Raw genomic sequence first — 14446 nt, 5'->3', positions numbered from 1 at the left:
CCATCCTTACCGGGAGAAACATATGTTGACCATCGAATATTCGCTGTGTTAACCATCACACAACAGTCCGTGACGAATCCCGTGCGGTGCGGGGTTCGATGCAGTTGCCCCGGCTCTGGTATGAACCATAGGCTTCAGGAACGCGCATCCGACGTGATGGCGGTCACTCGTTTACCGGAGGCTGGCTCCACCATGACTAACATCCCATACCGCTCGATTCCCGACATGTTCTTCAAGCGCGTCGAAGCCACACCTGACGCTCGCGCCTTCGGGGCTCCCACCCCGGACGACAGCGGCCAGGTCTGGCTGACCTGGGCGCAGGTAGGGGAACGAGCCAAGGCCATCGCCGCCGGACTCCGCGGCCTCGGCATCAACGCCGAGGACCGGGTGGCGATCGCTGCGAACACCCGCCTTGAGTGGGTGCTCGCCGACCTCGGCATCATGTGCGCCGGCGGCGCGACCACCACGGTCTACCCGACGACCGAGGCTGAGGACGCCACCTACATCGTGCGCGACTCCGGCTCCAAGGTGGTCGTCGCCGAGGACCACGACCAGGTGGCGAAGCTAGCCGGCGCGGACCTCCCGGAGGTCACCCACGTCGTGCTGATCGAAGGCGAAGCGGACCCGGCCGCCACCCCCGCCCAACTCACGCTGGCCGAGCTGGAGCAGCGCGGGGGCCGGGCCCTCGCCGAGGACCCGGAGATGATCTCCAAGATCGTCGAGACCGTGGCGCCCGAGCACCTCGCCACCCTGATCTACACCTCCGGCACGACCGGCAAACCCAAGGGTGTCGAGCTGTTGCACCGCGGCTGGTGCTGGGAGGGGGTCGCCCAGGGCGACCTGGAGATCCTGCGCCCCGACGACCTGCATTTCCTGTGGTTGCCGCTCTCCCACTCCTTCGGCAAGACGCTGATCTGCGGAATGATCCACGTCGGCCTGCCTACCTACGTCGACGGCCGGGTCGACAAGCTGGTGGACAACCTCGGGCTGGTCCGGCCGACGCTGATGTGCGGCGCCCCCCGGATCTACGAGAAGGTCTACAACCGGGTGGTCACCACCGCCCAGAGCGCCGGCGGGGCCAAGGCCAAGATCTTCTCCTGGGCCACCTCGGTGGGCCGGCAGAAGGTCGCCAAGGAGCAGGCCGGCCAGTCCGTCGGCGGGTTGCTGGGGATCCAGTACGCGATCGCCAACAAGCTGGTCTTCAGCAAGATGCAGCAGCGGCTGGGTGGGCGGATCCGGGTGCTGGTCTCCGGCGCCGCGCCGCTGTCCCGAGAAATCGCCGAGTTCTTCGCCGGTGCCAGCCTGCCGATCTGCGAGGGTTACGGGCTGACTGAGAGCAGCGCCGCCAACTTCGTCAACCGGCCCGGCAAGGTCAAGATCGGTACGGTCGGTCAGGCGCTCGGCGACCTGGAGGTGAAGCTCGACGAGGACGGCGAGATCCTGCTGCGCGGCGCGCCGGTGATGCGGGGCTACCGCAACCTGCCGGAGGCCACCCAGGAGTCGTTCACCGAGGACGGGTTCTTCCGCACCGGCGACATCGGCGAACTGGACCGCGAGGGCTATCTGAAGATCACCGACCGGAAGAAGGACCTGGTCAAGACCTCCGGCGGCAAGTACATCTCGCCCAGCACCATCGAGGGCCGGTTCAAGGCGATCTGCCCGTACACCTCGCAGGCGGTGGTGATCGCCCACACCCGCAACTTCTGCACCATGCTGGTCACGCTCGACCCGGACGCGATCAGCGACTGGGCCAAGGGCGGCCCGCTCGAGGGCAAGCCGTACGAGGAGATCGTCACCTCCAAGCAGGTGCACGAGCTGGTCGGCGGCTACGTCGAGGAGCTGAACGGCAAGCTCAACCGGTGGGAGACGATCAAGAAGTTCGCGGTGCTGCCGCGGGATCTGAGCATCGAGGACGGGGAGGTCACCCCCTCGATGAAGATCAAGCGGAGAGGCGTCGAGGAGAACTTCTCCGACACCATCGACAAGCTCTACGAAGACGCCGTCGCCCAACTCTGAAGTGCGAGTTGATCATGGGGTTAGGTACATGGTCAGGGCCAAATCAGACCCCTAACCCCATGATCAACGTACGGGGGCGGCGTTACGCGGTCTGGCTGATGATGTCGTTGAGGATCTTGATCACGTCGTCCACGGTGTCGTGCGGCGACTCGACATAGACCCCCACCATCCACTCAAGCTCCGAACCACCACCCGCCGGGTCGGCGATAAAATGACTCAAATCGATGTCGTAGTTGTCGCGGGAGTTACTGTCCTGCTCCACGTAGATGATGTTCGGCCAGCCGGGCGGGCTGACCGCCGCCTCCGGCTGATCCAGCCAGACATCCAGCAGCTCCGCCCGCTCCTCGGAGTCGCAGCCTCGCTCGCACTCCAACAGCAACACGTCCACCCGCTGCCCCGCGCCGGCGTCTCCGCGGCATGACCACGCCGGATCGTCCGGCCGGGGCTCGAACGTGCCGCCAAAGCAGTCCCAATCAATCGGCGTGCGGAACGCGAACGGAAAGCCGTTGAGCTGCATCGTGTAGGTCTCGTCGGCGCGGCCGAAGTTCTGCGGACCGAACAGATCCAGCTGCTCCACCGGACGCAGCTCGAGCTCGTCGCCGCCGCTGGTCTCGGTCGGGGCAGGATCCGGATCCGGGGTGACGGTGGGGGCGAAGGTCGGCCCGGCGACCGGCTCCCGCGGCTGCTCCCCCGAATCCCGGTCCAGCAGCCGCAGCCCGATCACCGAACCGACCACCACCAACACCACGACCATCGCCGCGCCGCCCAGGCCCAGCAGCCACGGCAGCGCCCCACCCCCACGCCCGCCGGTCGAGGGCGGTGCCGGTGACGGCCACTGCTGGCCGCTGGCGGTGGGCGGCGAGCTGAAGGTCGGGGTAGGGGTCGTGCCGGAGGTCGGCGACGACGAGCTGAAGGCCGGCGCCGGAGCGAAGCCCGGACCCGCGCCGAAGCCGGGAGTCGACGGCGCCCCCGAGCTCGGGGCCGGCGGCGCCGAGTCCGGACCCGGCTGCTGCAGCACGGGATAGCCCAACGGGGAGGTCGGCGCGACCCCAGGCAGGTCGTCGAGTAGCTGTTCGGCACCGGGTTCGGCCCCCGCAACCCGCACCGCTGCCCACGGCAGCGGCGCGTGCAGGTCCGCCGCGTACACGATCGCCCGGCTGGACTCGGACCCGACGCTGCGCTGCCACACCGACTCGGCGAACGCGTTCCGCAATGTGGGATCGGCGGCCGCGGTCGCGCTCAGCACCGCAATGGTCACCTCGACCCCCAGCGAGTCCCGGCCGACGAAGACCTGCCCGTACGCGCTCTCGCGACGTACCCACAGCCCGGCGAATTGGGAACTCAGCTGTTGCAGCGGATCGGTCATGGCCGTCACCTTAACCGGCGCTGTCACCCCGCGCGGGAGCGCGAGCCGGTTTCGCGCCCTGCTACCAGCCGATTACAGGGTCTGACTGAGCACATCGTTGAGAATCTTCCAGACATCGTCCGCAATGCCCGGATAGCCCTCCCGCACGCTAACGGACCGGGTGGCCGGCGGCGTGCAGCGACTCCTTCACCGCCCCGATGGTCAACTCACCGAAGTGGAAGACGCTGGCCGCGAGCACCGCGTCGGCGCCGGCCGACACCGCCGGGGGAAAGTCCGCGACCGAACCGGCGCCGCCAGAGGCGATCACCGGGATCTCCACCGCCCGCCGCACCGCCTCGATCAGCGGTAGGTCGAAGCCGTCCTTGGTGCCGTCGGCGTCCATCGAGTTCAGCAGGATCTCGCCGGCGCCCAACTCGGCGCCGCGGCGCGCCCACTCGACCGCGTCGATGCCGGTGCCACGGCGACCGCCGTGGGTGGTCACCTCGAACCCACTGGGCGTACCGGCCGCGCGCCGCACATCCAGCGACAACACCAGCACCTGCCGGCCGAACCGCTCGGCGATCTCGGCGATCACCTCCGGTCGCGCCACCGCCGCGGTGTTGACGCCCACCTTGTCGGCACCGGCCCGCAGCAGCCGGTCCACATCATCGGCGTTCCTTACGCCGCCGCCCACAGTCAGCGGGATGAACACCGATTCGGCGGTGCGCCGGACCACGTCGAACATGGTGTCCCGGTCGTCCGACGAGGCGGTGACGTCGAGGAAGGTCAACTCGTCGGCGCCGGCCGCGTCGTAGGCCGCCGCCAGCTCGACCGGGTCGCCGGCGTCCCGCAGATCCTGGAACCGGACTCCCTTGACCACCCGACCGGCGTCCACATCCAGACAGGGGATCACCCGCACCGCCACGCTCATGCCTTGAGCCTAGCGGTCGGCGGGCCCCGGCCGCCCGGGCACGCTCACCCTCGTAGCAGGGTGACCGGCCGCCCCGCCGGACTGTGGTGCTCGGCGAAGCCGGTCCGGTCGGTGATCGGCGCGGCCTCGGCGCGCCGGTCGAAGACCACCAGCACACCGTGGTCGAGGCCGAGCCGGTCCAGATAGCCATCGAGCTGCGCCAGGCCCCGGTCGAGCGGATCCGGCTCACCGGTACGCCAGACCTTCAACTCGATCGCCTCCCGCTGCCAGCTCCGCTTGCCATCCGCAGTCCGGTACGGCCACTCAATGAGCAGGTCGATCCGACCCCGACCAAGCCCGTACTCCCGGGTTACGGTGCCACCACCGTTGACCACCCGCTGCAGGTAGCCCATGAGCACCAACTGCGGGGCCACCTCGTGGTAGATCATCCCGGCGGTGAGCAGCTCACCATTTTCCCGCCAGAACGCCGCGAACTCCCGGAGCAGCAGGTCGATGTCGAAGCGGCCGTCGGGCAGCACGAAGCTGCGCGGATCGGCCAGCACGTTCTCCTCCACGGCGCTGCCCAGGACCCGCACGATCACCTCGTGATAGATCGGGTTGGCGATCCGGACCGGCGGGCTCGACGCCACCAGCCCCAGATCGCGCACGTAGCGGGTGTCATCGTCGTATGGCTCCAACTGAGCGAGGGTCCCGGCCAGCACCGGCTCGATGACCCGACGGACCCGCGGTTCGGCCAGGCGCGCGGCGAGCGAGTCCAGGTGGGTGGCGCGGGCCAGGATCAGCCGCTCCTTGGCAGCCTCCACATGCTCCACCGTGATCGGCTCCGCTGTGGGCACACTGATCTCTTCGACGATCTCCTTGGCGAGGGCGTTGACCAGCCACGGCTGTCCGCCGGTAAGTTCAAACGCCCGGGCCACCGCATCCGCTGTGAACTCCTGCCCGGTGTCGGCGGTGTGCTGCCCGTACAGCTCGGCCACCTCGGCGGCGGTGAAGTCCCCGACCCGTAGGCTCTTCAGCTTGATATTGAATGGGCTGGCGGTGCCCAGCCGGCGCGGGTCGCCCCCAGCCGCCGCCTTGTAGTCCCGAACGTCGCGCAGCCCGCACAGCACCACCGAGGCGGGAAAATCGGCCGGCCGCTCGTTATAGCCAGCTCGCAACTGGCTCAGCACGCTGATCAGGCTCTGGCCCCGCAGCGCGTCGATCTCGTCGAAGAACAGCACCAGCGGCCGCGGGCACGCCCGCGCCCACGCCGCGAGCGCCTCCTTGAGGAGATTCTCACCGTCCTGCGGCCACGGCGGCGGTCGGAGCTCGGGAGGTAGTGCTACCTCCGCCCGACTGCGGATCTCCTGCACCACCCCCTGGATCGCCGCGTGGTAGTCATCCCCGGCCGCCCGGCCGATCTCGCACGTAAACGCCATCGACACGTACTCGCCGGAGGCGGTGAGGTCGTCACCGAGCGCTCGGACCGCGGTGGTCTTCCCGGTCTGCCGCGGCGCGTGGACCACGAAGTAGCCGAGCTGCGACACCAGCCGGGGGGCCTCCGGCAGCCGGCGCAGCGCCGGAATCATGTAATGGTATTCGGGCAGGCACGGCCCGGCGGTGTTGAACCAACGACCCATGCCGCGATTGTCCGGCAGCCGGGTCAGCTGGGGGCCGCGAGGGTGGCGAGCGCTTCTTCGATGGTGAACGCGCCGGCGTAGAGCGCCTTGCCGCAGATCACGCCCTCCACTCCCAGCGGCGCCAGGCCGGCGAGCGCGCGCAGGTCATCCAGTGTGGAGACGCCGCCGGAGGCGATCACCGGCGCCGGGGTACGCGCACACACCTCCCGCAGCAGGTCCAGATTGGGGCCGGTGAGGGTGCCGTCGCGGCGGATGTCGGTCACCACGTAACGGGCGCAGCCGGCGGCGTCCAGCCGGGCGAGGACGTCGAAGAGGTCCCCACCGTCGCGGGTCCAACCGCGGGCGGAGAGGGTCCGGTCGCGCACGTCCAGGCCGATCGCGATCCGGTCGCCATACTCCCCGACCACCTTGTCGCACCAGGCCGGGTCCTCCAGCGCGGCGGTACCGATGTTGACCCGGGCCGCGCCGGTGCCCAGCGCCGCCCGCAGCGACGCGTCGTCCCGGATGCCGCCGGAGAGCTCGACCGCCACATCCAGCTGCCGGACCACGTCGGCGAGCAGGTCGGCGTTGCTGCCCCGGCCGAACGCGGCGTCCAGGTCCACCAGGTGCACCCACTGCGCGCCGGCCCGTTGCCACGCCAGCGCCGCCTCCAGCGGATCGCCGTAACCGGTCTCGGTGCCCGCTTCGCCCTGCACCAGCCGCACCGCCACCCCGTCGGCCACGTCGACCGCCGGCAGCAGAGTTAGTGTCATCAGTATCGACGTCCCATCGTCAGCACTACGAACGCGGGCAGCACCAGCAGCACCAGGGCGCTGAGCCCGATCGCCAGCTGCCACTCCACAAACAACCAGATCAGCGCGAGCGCCACCAGCGCCACCGCGGCGATGCCGAGCCGCTGCGTGCGGGTACGGCGCATGCCGGCGAAGCCGGTGCGACCGCGGCCGCCGTACCTGCCGCCGCGGCGGCTGGCCGGGTGCTGCTTGCCTGAAGCCTTCTTCGACTTGCCGGTCGCCTTCGACATGCCACCCGACGACTTGTTGGCGGTGCGCTGCTTGCTCACGGCGACTCTCCCGTCCCTGTGCGGTAGGTCACAGCGTACCTACCCATGAGCGCAGCAGGGTGGCCCCGGCGTCGCTGGATTTTTCCGGGTGGAACTGGGTCGCCGACAGCGGCCCCCGCTCCACCGCGGCGACGAACGGCCCGCCGTGCTCGGCCACGCTCACCAGCGCCCCGGTGGCGACCAGCTCGGAGGTGGGGCGGGCGGCGTAGGAGTGGACAAAGTAGCACCGGGTGCCCGGCGGCAGCTGGGCGAAGAGCACCGAACCAGCCGGGGCACGCAACTCATTCCAGCCCATATGCGGCACCCGGGCCGCGGCGAGCCGGGTGACCCCGCCGGGCAGCAGCCCCAGCCCCGGGGTGACCTGCCCATGCTCGTCGCCGTACTCGAACAGGATCTGCGCGCCGACGCAGATGCCGAGCACCGGCCGGCCGGCGGCGACCCGGGCGGCGATCACCGGCGGCGCGCCGAGCTTGTCGATGCCGGCCATACAGGCGGCGAACGCTCCGACGCCCGGGACGACCAGCCCATCAGCGGCCTCCGCCGCAGCCAGGTCGTCGGTGACCCGCACCCGCGCGCCGGCCCGCGCCAGCGCACGTTCGGCGGACCGGAGGTTGCCGGAACCGTAGTCCAGCACCACCACAGTCGGCTCACCCATCAGTCACCTCCCGGCCACAGCCACAAAATCCCGCCAGCGAGCGCCAACAGCGCCAGCACCACGGTCACCCCGATCGCGAACTTGCCCGACCCCTGCCGGTAAAGCGACCAGGCGCCCCCGACCAGCACCCCGGCGATGCCGAAGAGCAGCACCGGCAGGAAGCTGCTCACAGCGTCCCTTTGGTGCTCGGGACCGTCCCGGCCCCCCGCGGGTCCAGCGCCACCGCCGTCCGCAGCGCCCGGGCCACCGCCTTGAACTGCCCCTCCACCACGTGGTGCGGATCCGGGGTGGCCCCGTCGCGAGCGGCCCGCAGCACCGACACGTGCAGCGTCAGCTTCGCGGTGTGCCCCAGCGACTCCCAGATGTGCCGGGTCAAGCTGGTCGGGTAGGTAGCACCGGTGCCCACAATGTACGGGGCGAGCGGCGGCTCGTCGTGCACCACATAAGGGCGGCCGGAGAGGTCCACGGCCGCCTGCACCAACACCTCGTCCATCGGCACCACCGCGTCGCCGTACCGGTTGATGCCGGCCTTGTCGCCGAGCGCCTCCGCCAGCGCCGCCCCCAACGCCAGGGTGGTGTCCTCCACAGTGTGGTGTGCGTCGATCTCCAGGTCGCCGTCGGTGTGCACCGACAGGTCGAAGCCGCCGTGCCGGGCGATCTGGTGCAGCATGTGGTCGAAGAAACCGACCCCGGTGGCGATCTCCGCCTGGCCGGTGCCGTCCAGCGCCAGCGCGACGCTCACCTTCGTCTCCGCGGTGGTCCGCTCGATCCTCGCGCTCCGGCTCATCGTTGCTCCTTCAACACGTCATCCAATGCGGTCAGGAAGGCATCGGTCTCGGCCGGGGTGCCGGCGCTCACCCGCAGCCAGCCGGCGATGCCGACATCGCGGACCAGCACCCCCCGGTCGACCAACGCACGCCACACCGGCTGCTGCTCACCCAACCCGCCGAACAGCACGAAGTTGGCGTCGCTGTCGGCGACCGCCAGGCCACGCGCCCGCAGCTCGGTCACCAACCGGTCCCGCTGCTCCTTCAGCGCCGTCACCGACGCCAGCAGGGCTGGCGCGTGCGCCAGCACCGCCCGGGCGGCCGCCTGAGTCAGCGCGGAGAGGTGGTACGGCAGCCGGACCAGCTGCACCGCCGCCACCACCGCCGGGTCGGCGGCCAGATAGCCCAGCCGGCCACCGGCGAAGCCGAACGCCTTGCTCATGGTCCGGGTCACGACCAGCCGCCGGTGCTCCGGCAACAACGTCAACGCGCTCGCGGTGCCCGGCCGGGCGAACTCGGCGTACGCCTCGTCGACCACCACGATCCCCGGGGCCGCGGCGAGCACCGCGGAGACCACCGGCAGCGGCAGCGCGGTGCCGGTGGGGTTGTTCGGAGAGCAGAGGAACACCACCGCGGGCTGGTGCTCGCGCACCTGCGCCGCCGTCGCCTCGGCGGTGAGGTCGAACTGCTCCCCCCGCTGGCCGTCCACCCAGGTGGTGCCGGTGCCGGCGGCGAGCAGCGGATGCATCGAGTAGGACGGGGTGAAACCGAGGGCGGTGCGGCCGGGGCCACCGAAGACCTGCAGCAGCTGCTGCTGCACCTCGTTGGAGCCGTTCGCCGCCCACACCTGGTCGGCGGTGAGGCCGTGGCCCAGGTAGTCGGCGAGGTCGGTGCGCAGCGCCACCGCGTCCCGGTCGGGGTAGCGGTTGAGCCCGGCCAGCTCGGCAGCGACCGCCTCGGCCACCTGCGCGACGACCGGCGCCGGCACCGGATAGGGATTTTCGTTGGTGTTGAGCCGGACCGGGACCGCCAGCTGCGGCGCCCCGTACGGGGAGCGGCCGCGCAGCTCCTCCCGCACCAGCTGGTCGATCTCCCGGTCGATGGTGGTCACGACTCGAACCTCGCGCTGATCGCCTGCCCGTGCGCGGGCAGATCCTCGGCCTCGGCGAACCGCACCACCTGGGCAGCGACCTCCCGCAGCGCGGGCTGGTCGTACTCCACCACCTGCACCGCGCGCAGGAAGGTCTGCACCGACAGCCCGCCAGCGTGCCGGGCGCAGCCATCGGTGGGCAGCACATGATTGGAGCCAGCGCAGTAGTCACCGAGCGAAACCGGCGCGTGCGGCCCGACGAAGATCGCCCCGGCATGCCGCACCCGGTCCGCGAGCTGCCGGGCATCCCGGGTCTGGATCTCCAGGTGCTCGGCGGCGTACGCGTCGGCGACCCGCAGCCCGTCGGCGAGATCATCGACCAGCACCACGCCGGACTGCTGACCGGTCAACGCCGCGGTGATCCGCTGCTGATGCTTGCTCGCCGGCACCCGCCGCGCCAGCTCCTGGTCGACCTGCCCGGCCAGCGACTCGGCCGGTGTGATCAACACGCTCGCCGAGAGCTCACCGTGCTCGGCCTGGCTGATCAGGTCAGCAGCCACATGCGCCGGGTCGGCGGTCTCGTCGGCGAGGATCGCCACCTCACTCGGGCCGGCCTCCGCGTCCACCCCCACCACGCCGCGGACCAGCCGCTTCGCCGCGTTGGTGTAGACACTGCCGGGGCCGGTCACCACATCCACCGGCGGACACTCGCCCGGAATCCCGTAGGCGAACATCGCCACCGCCTGCGCGCCACCCACCGCGTACACCTCGTCGACCTCCAGCAGCCCGCAGGCGGCGAGGATGGTCTGGTCGGGCAGCCCGGTGCCCCGCTGCGGCGGGCTCGCCAGCGCGATCGACGACACCCCGGCGACCAGCGCCGGCACCACATTCATGACCACGCTCGACGGCAGCGTGTTGGCGCCGCCGGGGGCGTACAACCCCACTCGGGTGACCGGTCGCCAGGTCTGGGTGACGGTGGCGCCGGGGGCGACCGTGGTGGTCGCCGCAGCCGGCAGCTGGGCGGCGTGGGCCAGCCTCGCCCGCCCGATCGACTCGACGAGCGCCGCCCGCAACTGCGGGTCGAGCGCCGCCACCGCGTCGCTGATCGCGCTCGCCGGCACCCGCAGCTCGGTCAGCTCCACCCCGTCCAGCCGGGCGGTCGCCTCCCGGACCGCCGCCGCACCATGGTCGCGGACGGCGGTGACGATCGGGCGGATCTGCTCCACCGCGGTTGAGACGTCCAGGGCAGCGCGGGGCAGCAGGGTTCGCAGGTCGCGCTCGGCGAGCGCCGCCACCCCTCCGGCACGCAGGTCGATCCGGTTCAGCACGCCGCCAAGTCTAGGTCGCCGCCGGTAGGGAGGTCGGCGGCGTCCCAGAGTTTGTCACCTCACCGGTGGTACGGGTCACCGCCCGGGTGCTCGGCGGTGCCCCGGTGCTCGGCGACGCCCGGGTGCTCAACGACGCCCGGGCCCACGAACGGTTCCGGTTCGTCCTCGCCCCGAAGGCTGGGAAATCGGGACCACGCCGCGAGCAGGGTGTAGGCCGCCGCTGCCACGGTCGCGGGCACCAGCAGGACACCGGTTATCCGGGGCGGCCACCAGCCGATTTCGGCTGCCGCGAGGTCCGGCGGCCGGCCGAGCTGGTCACCCGGCTCCGCCGCCGCCAGCGTCGACTCGTAACCGGCGAGCCCGACCTGCCGCCCCAACCACCAGGCGGCCAGCGCCGCGAGGACCGCTCCGACCGTGACCGCCGCCAACCCCGCGCTCCCCCGCTGCCGGCGCGCCAACAGCCAGCCGGCGGCCGCGACCGCCACCCCGAACGGGACGCTGAGGATGGCAAACCAGCCATCCGCGGCGATCTGCTGTTCGGGCTGCGTCTCGGCGTAGGCCAGGCCGCCTTCCACCAACACCAACGGCACATCCGGCGCGATCAGCGACCAGAGCAGGCCGAGCGGGAAGCCGGCGACCGCCACGGCGGCGACGAAGACCAGCCACCCGAGCACGGGTCGGCGCCCGGCGGGCATCGGCCCGGGCGCCGGCATCGGCAACGACGTCGAAGCCAACGATGCGGACAGCGGTGACGGCGGCGACGGCCAGGCGTCGGTGGCCGGTGGTGGGTCCCCAGGTTGACTCACCCATTGATCCTCTCACGGGCACGCATCCGCGCTGATCTCCTTCACCCCGGCGCGCAGCGGGTCAGCGGGTCAGCGGGTCGATCAGCGTGGCGGCCGCCTGCAACCAGGCCTGCCGGGTGGCGGGCTGCAGCATCGCCGGCTCGATCGACGAACCGCTCTCCAGCGCCGGGTCATACGGCACCACCGCGACCGCCCGGGTACGGGTGGCGAAGTGGGCCTGCAGATCCTCCAGCAACGGCTGCGGAGTGGGCGACGCGCACGACAGCAGGGTCACCGCGCCCGCTACCAGGTGCCCCATGCCGGACTCGTCCAGTAGGTCGAGCATCCAATCGGCGGTGAACGCGGCATCTTCGCGCGGCACCGTCGTCACCACCAACTGGTCTGCGGCCTGCAGCACCGTCCGCCAGTTGGTGCTCTCCACATTGTTACCGGTATCGACGCAGATCACATCGTGGGTACGCCGCAACAGCTCCAACACCCGCCGGACGGTGTACTGGTCGAGGTGCTGGGCGAACCGGGGGTTCTCCTCGCCGGCGAGCACGTCGTAGGTGCCGTCGGAGGCGTGGCGAAGGTAGTCGTCGACCTTGTCCGCCAACTCCAGGCCGCTGGTGGCCTCCACCTCGGCCAGGTCGGTGATCAGATGGCGGATGGTCCGCGCGTGGCGGGCGCTGCCGGCCCGCAGCCCGAGCGTGCCCCGGAGTTCGTTGTCGTCCCACGCGATCACCCCCCGGCCCCGGACGCTGCCGATGGTGGCGGCGGCGAGCGCCGTGGCGGTGGTCTTGTGGACCCCGCCCTTCGGGTTAGCGAACGCCAGCACCTTCGGGCCGGCCAGCTCCCGCCGCAGGGTGGCGATCGCCCAGCCGGTGGAGTCGTCCGGCCGGGCCGCCTGCCGCCACTCGATCTGCCCGGGATCGAGCTGGTTCGGGTACTGGCCCGGCTGGTGGAACTGGCCGGGATGGACCGCTGGCTGAGGTTGCGGAGCGTACTGCCCCGGCGGGACCCCCGGCCGCGGCGGTGCCTGATACTGCTCTCGGCGCGGGCCGGGACGCTCATCGGGGTAGTAGCCGGGATGCTCATCGGGGAGGTGGTCCGGATAGCCGGTCCGCCGCTCGTCCACGGTCGCCGACGCGCCGCCCTGCTGCCCCGCGCGAGCCCGCGGCACCTGTTGGTGCTCACCGCTGCGACCGAGCAGCGCCCGGTCGAGCAACGCTCGCCACCGCGGCGCCGGCTCGGCGGGTTGGCCCCACTCGCTGCGCTCCACGCTCGCCTCCAGCGCTGGTAGTCGCGGTCTAGAGACCCTGGGCTGGCTGTGACTCCGGGTTCACAGGCTATCGGGTCACGTCGTTGGGACCTAGTGCGCCTGCGGCCCGTCTCGCAGACTTTCGAGGGCCTGCGAAAGGTCCGCCGGGTAGTCGCTGACGAAGGTCACCCACTCGCTGCTACCCGGATGGGTGAAGCTCAACGACCGGGCATGCAGCCACTGCCGCGCCAGCCCGAGCCGGGACGCCAGGGTGGGATCGGCGCCGTAGGTCAGGTCACCCACGCAGGGATGCCGGACCGCCGCCATGTGCACTCGGATCTGATGGGTGCGGCCGGTCTCCAGCTGGATGTCGACCAGGCTGGTGCCCGGGAACGCCTCCAGCGTGTCGTAGTGGGTGACGCTCTCGCGGCCCCCCGAAACGACCGCCCACCGGCCGTCGTGGTGTGGATGCCGGTCGATCGGGGCATCGATGGTGCCACGTAGCGGGTCCAGCTGCCCCTGCACCACCGCGTGGTAGCGCTTCTCCACTTCGCGCGCTTTGAAGGCCCGTTTGAGCAGCGAATACGCTCGCTCGCTCTTCGCCACCACCATCACCCCGGTGGTGCCGACATCGAGTCGATGCACCACGCCCTGGCGTTCAGCGGCACCGCTGGTGGCGATGGTGTAACCGGCCGCGGCCAGCCCACCGACCACGGTCGGGCCCCGCCACCCCGGACTGGCGTGGACCGCGACCCCGACCGGTTTGTCCACCACCACGATGTCGTCGTCGCTGTGCAGGATCCGCAGCCCGGGCACGGGCGCGGGCTGGGTCGGCACCGGCGGTCCCGGCAGCGTCACCTCCAGCCATGCGCCGCTGGCCACTCGCGCCGACTTGTTGCCGGCGCTGCCGTCGAGCCGAGCATCGCCCGCCTCCACCAGCTGCGCGGCCGCCGCCCGGGACAGGCCGAAGAGCCGCGAGACCGCGACATCCAGCCTGATCCCGTCGAGCCCTTCGGGGACCGGCAGGGACCGGGTAGCGCTCATGACTGCCCCTCCGCCCCGGCTCGGGTGCCGTCCCGCCGGCGGCCGGTCAACTCCAGCCAGATCGCCAGGATCACGCCGACCACCAGCACCGAGTCGGCCAGGTTGAAGACCGGCCAGACGCTGCCGTCCGGAGCGAAGACACTGACCATGTCGACCACCGCGCCGCGGAACGGGCCCGGTTCCCGGAACAGCCGGTCGAACAGGTTGCCGACCGCACCGCCCAGCACCAGCCCGAGGGCGAGCGCCCAAGCGCCGGAGCGCAGCCGGACCGCCATGACCGAGATCCAGGCCATCACCGCGAAGGCGACGATCGGGAAGACCCAGGTGTAAGAGCTCCCGAGGTTGAACGCCGCGCCGGTGTTGGTCGTGTAGGTCAGGTAGACGGCGCCGCCGAGGAGGCGCACCGGTTCGGCCCCGGCTAGGTGGTTGACGGCCAGCTGTTTGGTTAGCTGGTCGAACAGCACCAACACTCCGGCCAGGCCGAACAGCCAGGCCCGGGCCCGCCACGCACCCAAACCACCGGAGCGGGGGCGGGGTGGGCCCTG

General features: G+C 71.2%; 15 protein-coding genes. 1 reads left to right on the top strand and 14 read right to left on the bottom strand.

The window, feature by feature from the left end; all coding sequences use genetic code 11:
* Positions 1 to 192 precede the first annotated feature (192 nt).
* Positions 193 to 2016, top strand: coding sequence for an AMP-dependent synthetase/ligase (locus tag JQS43_RS08895; RefSeq protein ID WP_239678583.1), 1824 nt, complete (start codon positions 193 to 195; stop codon positions 2014 to 2016).
* Positions 2017 to 2098: 82 nt separating this feature from the next.
* On the opposite strand, the gene JQS43_RS08890 is transcribed toward JQS43_RS08895, so the two are convergent.
* The 14 genes from JQS43_RS08890 to lspA all read right to left on the bottom strand — a co-directional run bounded on the left by JQS43_RS08890 (position 2099) and on the right by lspA (position 14416).
* Positions 2099 to 3382, bottom strand: a complete 1284-nt coding sequence (locus JQS43_RS08890; RefSeq protein ID WP_239678582.1) for a hypothetical protein — start codon at positions 3380 to 3382, stop codon at positions 2099 to 2101.
* A 148-nt stretch (positions 3383 to 3530) separates the two neighbouring features.
* Positions 3531 to 4292, bottom strand: coding sequence for an imidazole glycerol phosphate synthase subunit HisF (gene hisF, locus JQS43_RS08885; protein ID WP_239678581.1), 762 nt, complete (start codon positions 4290 to 4292; stop codon positions 3531 to 3533).
* A gap of 44 nt (positions 4293 to 4336) precedes the next feature.
* Positions 4337 to 5911, bottom strand: coding sequence for an AAA family ATPase (locus JQS43_RS08880; protein ID WP_239678580.1), 1575 nt, complete (start codon positions 5909 to 5911; stop codon positions 4337 to 4339).
* Between the two features lie 23 nt (positions 5912 to 5934).
* Positions 5935 to 6663, bottom strand: coding sequence for a bifunctional 1-(5-phosphoribosyl)-5-((5-phosphoribosylamino)methylideneamino)imidazole-4-carboxamide isomerase/phosphoribosylanthranilate isomerase PriA (priA, locus tag JQS43_RS08875; protein WP_239678579.1), 729 nt, complete (start codon positions 6661 to 6663; stop codon positions 5935 to 5937).
* Positions 6663 to 6971, bottom strand: coding sequence for a hypothetical protein (locus tag JQS43_RS08870; RefSeq protein WP_239678578.1), 309 nt, complete (start codon positions 6969 to 6971; stop codon positions 6663 to 6665). Before JQS43_RS08870 ends, priA begins: the two co-directional genes overlap by 1 nt.
* A 28-nt stretch (positions 6972 to 6999) precedes the next feature.
* Positions 7000 to 7626, bottom strand: a complete 627-nt coding sequence (gene hisH / locus JQS43_RS08865) for an imidazole glycerol phosphate synthase subunit HisH (RefSeq protein WP_239678577.1) — start codon at positions 7624 to 7626, stop codon at positions 7000 to 7002.
* On the bottom strand, positions 7626 to 7796 hold the full coding sequence (locus JQS43_RS08860) for a hypothetical protein (protein WP_239678576.1): 171 nt from the start codon (positions 7794 to 7796) through the stop codon (positions 7626 to 7628). Before JQS43_RS08860 ends, hisH begins: the two co-directional genes overlap by 1 nt.
* Positions 7793 to 8413, bottom strand: coding sequence for an imidazoleglycerol-phosphate dehydratase HisB (gene hisB / locus JQS43_RS08855; protein WP_239678575.1), 621 nt, complete (start codon positions 8411 to 8413; stop codon positions 7793 to 7795). The genes JQS43_RS08860 and hisB overlap by 4 nt, the downstream gene beginning before the upstream one ends.
* Positions 8410 to 9495 (bottom strand): histidinol-phosphate transaminase, encoded by a 1086-nt coding sequence (locus JQS43_RS08850; protein WP_420847690.1) that lies wholly within the window; start codon positions 9493 to 9495, stop codon positions 8410 to 8412. Before JQS43_RS08850 ends, hisB begins: the two co-directional genes overlap by 4 nt.
* A 5-nt stretch (positions 9496 to 9500) precedes the next feature.
* Positions 9501 to 10811: a histidinol dehydrogenase gene (hisD, locus tag JQS43_RS08845; protein ID WP_239678573.1), complete on the bottom strand. Its 1311-nt coding sequence runs from the start codon at positions 10809 to 10811 to the stop codon at positions 9501 to 9503.
* 59 nt (positions 10812 to 10870) lie between these two features.
* Positions 10871 to 11617 carry a DUF2567 domain-containing protein gene (locus JQS43_RS08840; protein ID WP_239678572.1) on the bottom strand — a complete coding sequence of 249 codons (747 nt, stop codon included), beginning with the start codon at positions 11615 to 11617 and terminating at the stop codon, positions 10871 to 10873.
* A gap of 61 nt (positions 11618 to 11678) precedes the next feature.
* Complete coding sequence (locus JQS43_RS08835; protein WP_239678571.1) at positions 11679 to 12878, bottom strand: MinD/ParA family ATP-binding protein; 1200 nt, start codon at positions 12876 to 12878, stop codon at positions 11679 to 11681.
* A 90-nt stretch (positions 12879 to 12968) separates the two neighbouring features.
* Entirely contained in the window at positions 12969 to 13901 is a 933-nt protein-coding gene (locus tag JQS43_RS08830) for an RluA family pseudouridine synthase (RefSeq protein ID WP_239678570.1), read from the bottom strand.
* Positions 13898 to 14416 (bottom strand): signal peptidase II, encoded by a 519-nt coding sequence (lspA, locus tag JQS43_RS08825; RefSeq protein ID WP_239678569.1) that lies wholly within the window; start codon positions 14414 to 14416, stop codon positions 13898 to 13900. The genes JQS43_RS08830 and lspA overlap by 4 nt, the downstream gene beginning before the upstream one ends.
* Positions 14417 to 14446 lie beyond the last annotated feature (30 nt).

The sequence above is a fragment of the Natronosporangium hydrolyticum genome (assembly GCF_016925615.1).
Taxonomy (GTDB): Bacteria; Actinomycetota; Actinomycetes; order Mycobacteriales; family Micromonosporaceae; genus Natronosporangium; species Natronosporangium hydrolyticum.
The sequence above is the reverse complement of the archived record's forward strand: the minus strand, read 5'-3'. Positions and strand labels throughout refer to the sequence as shown.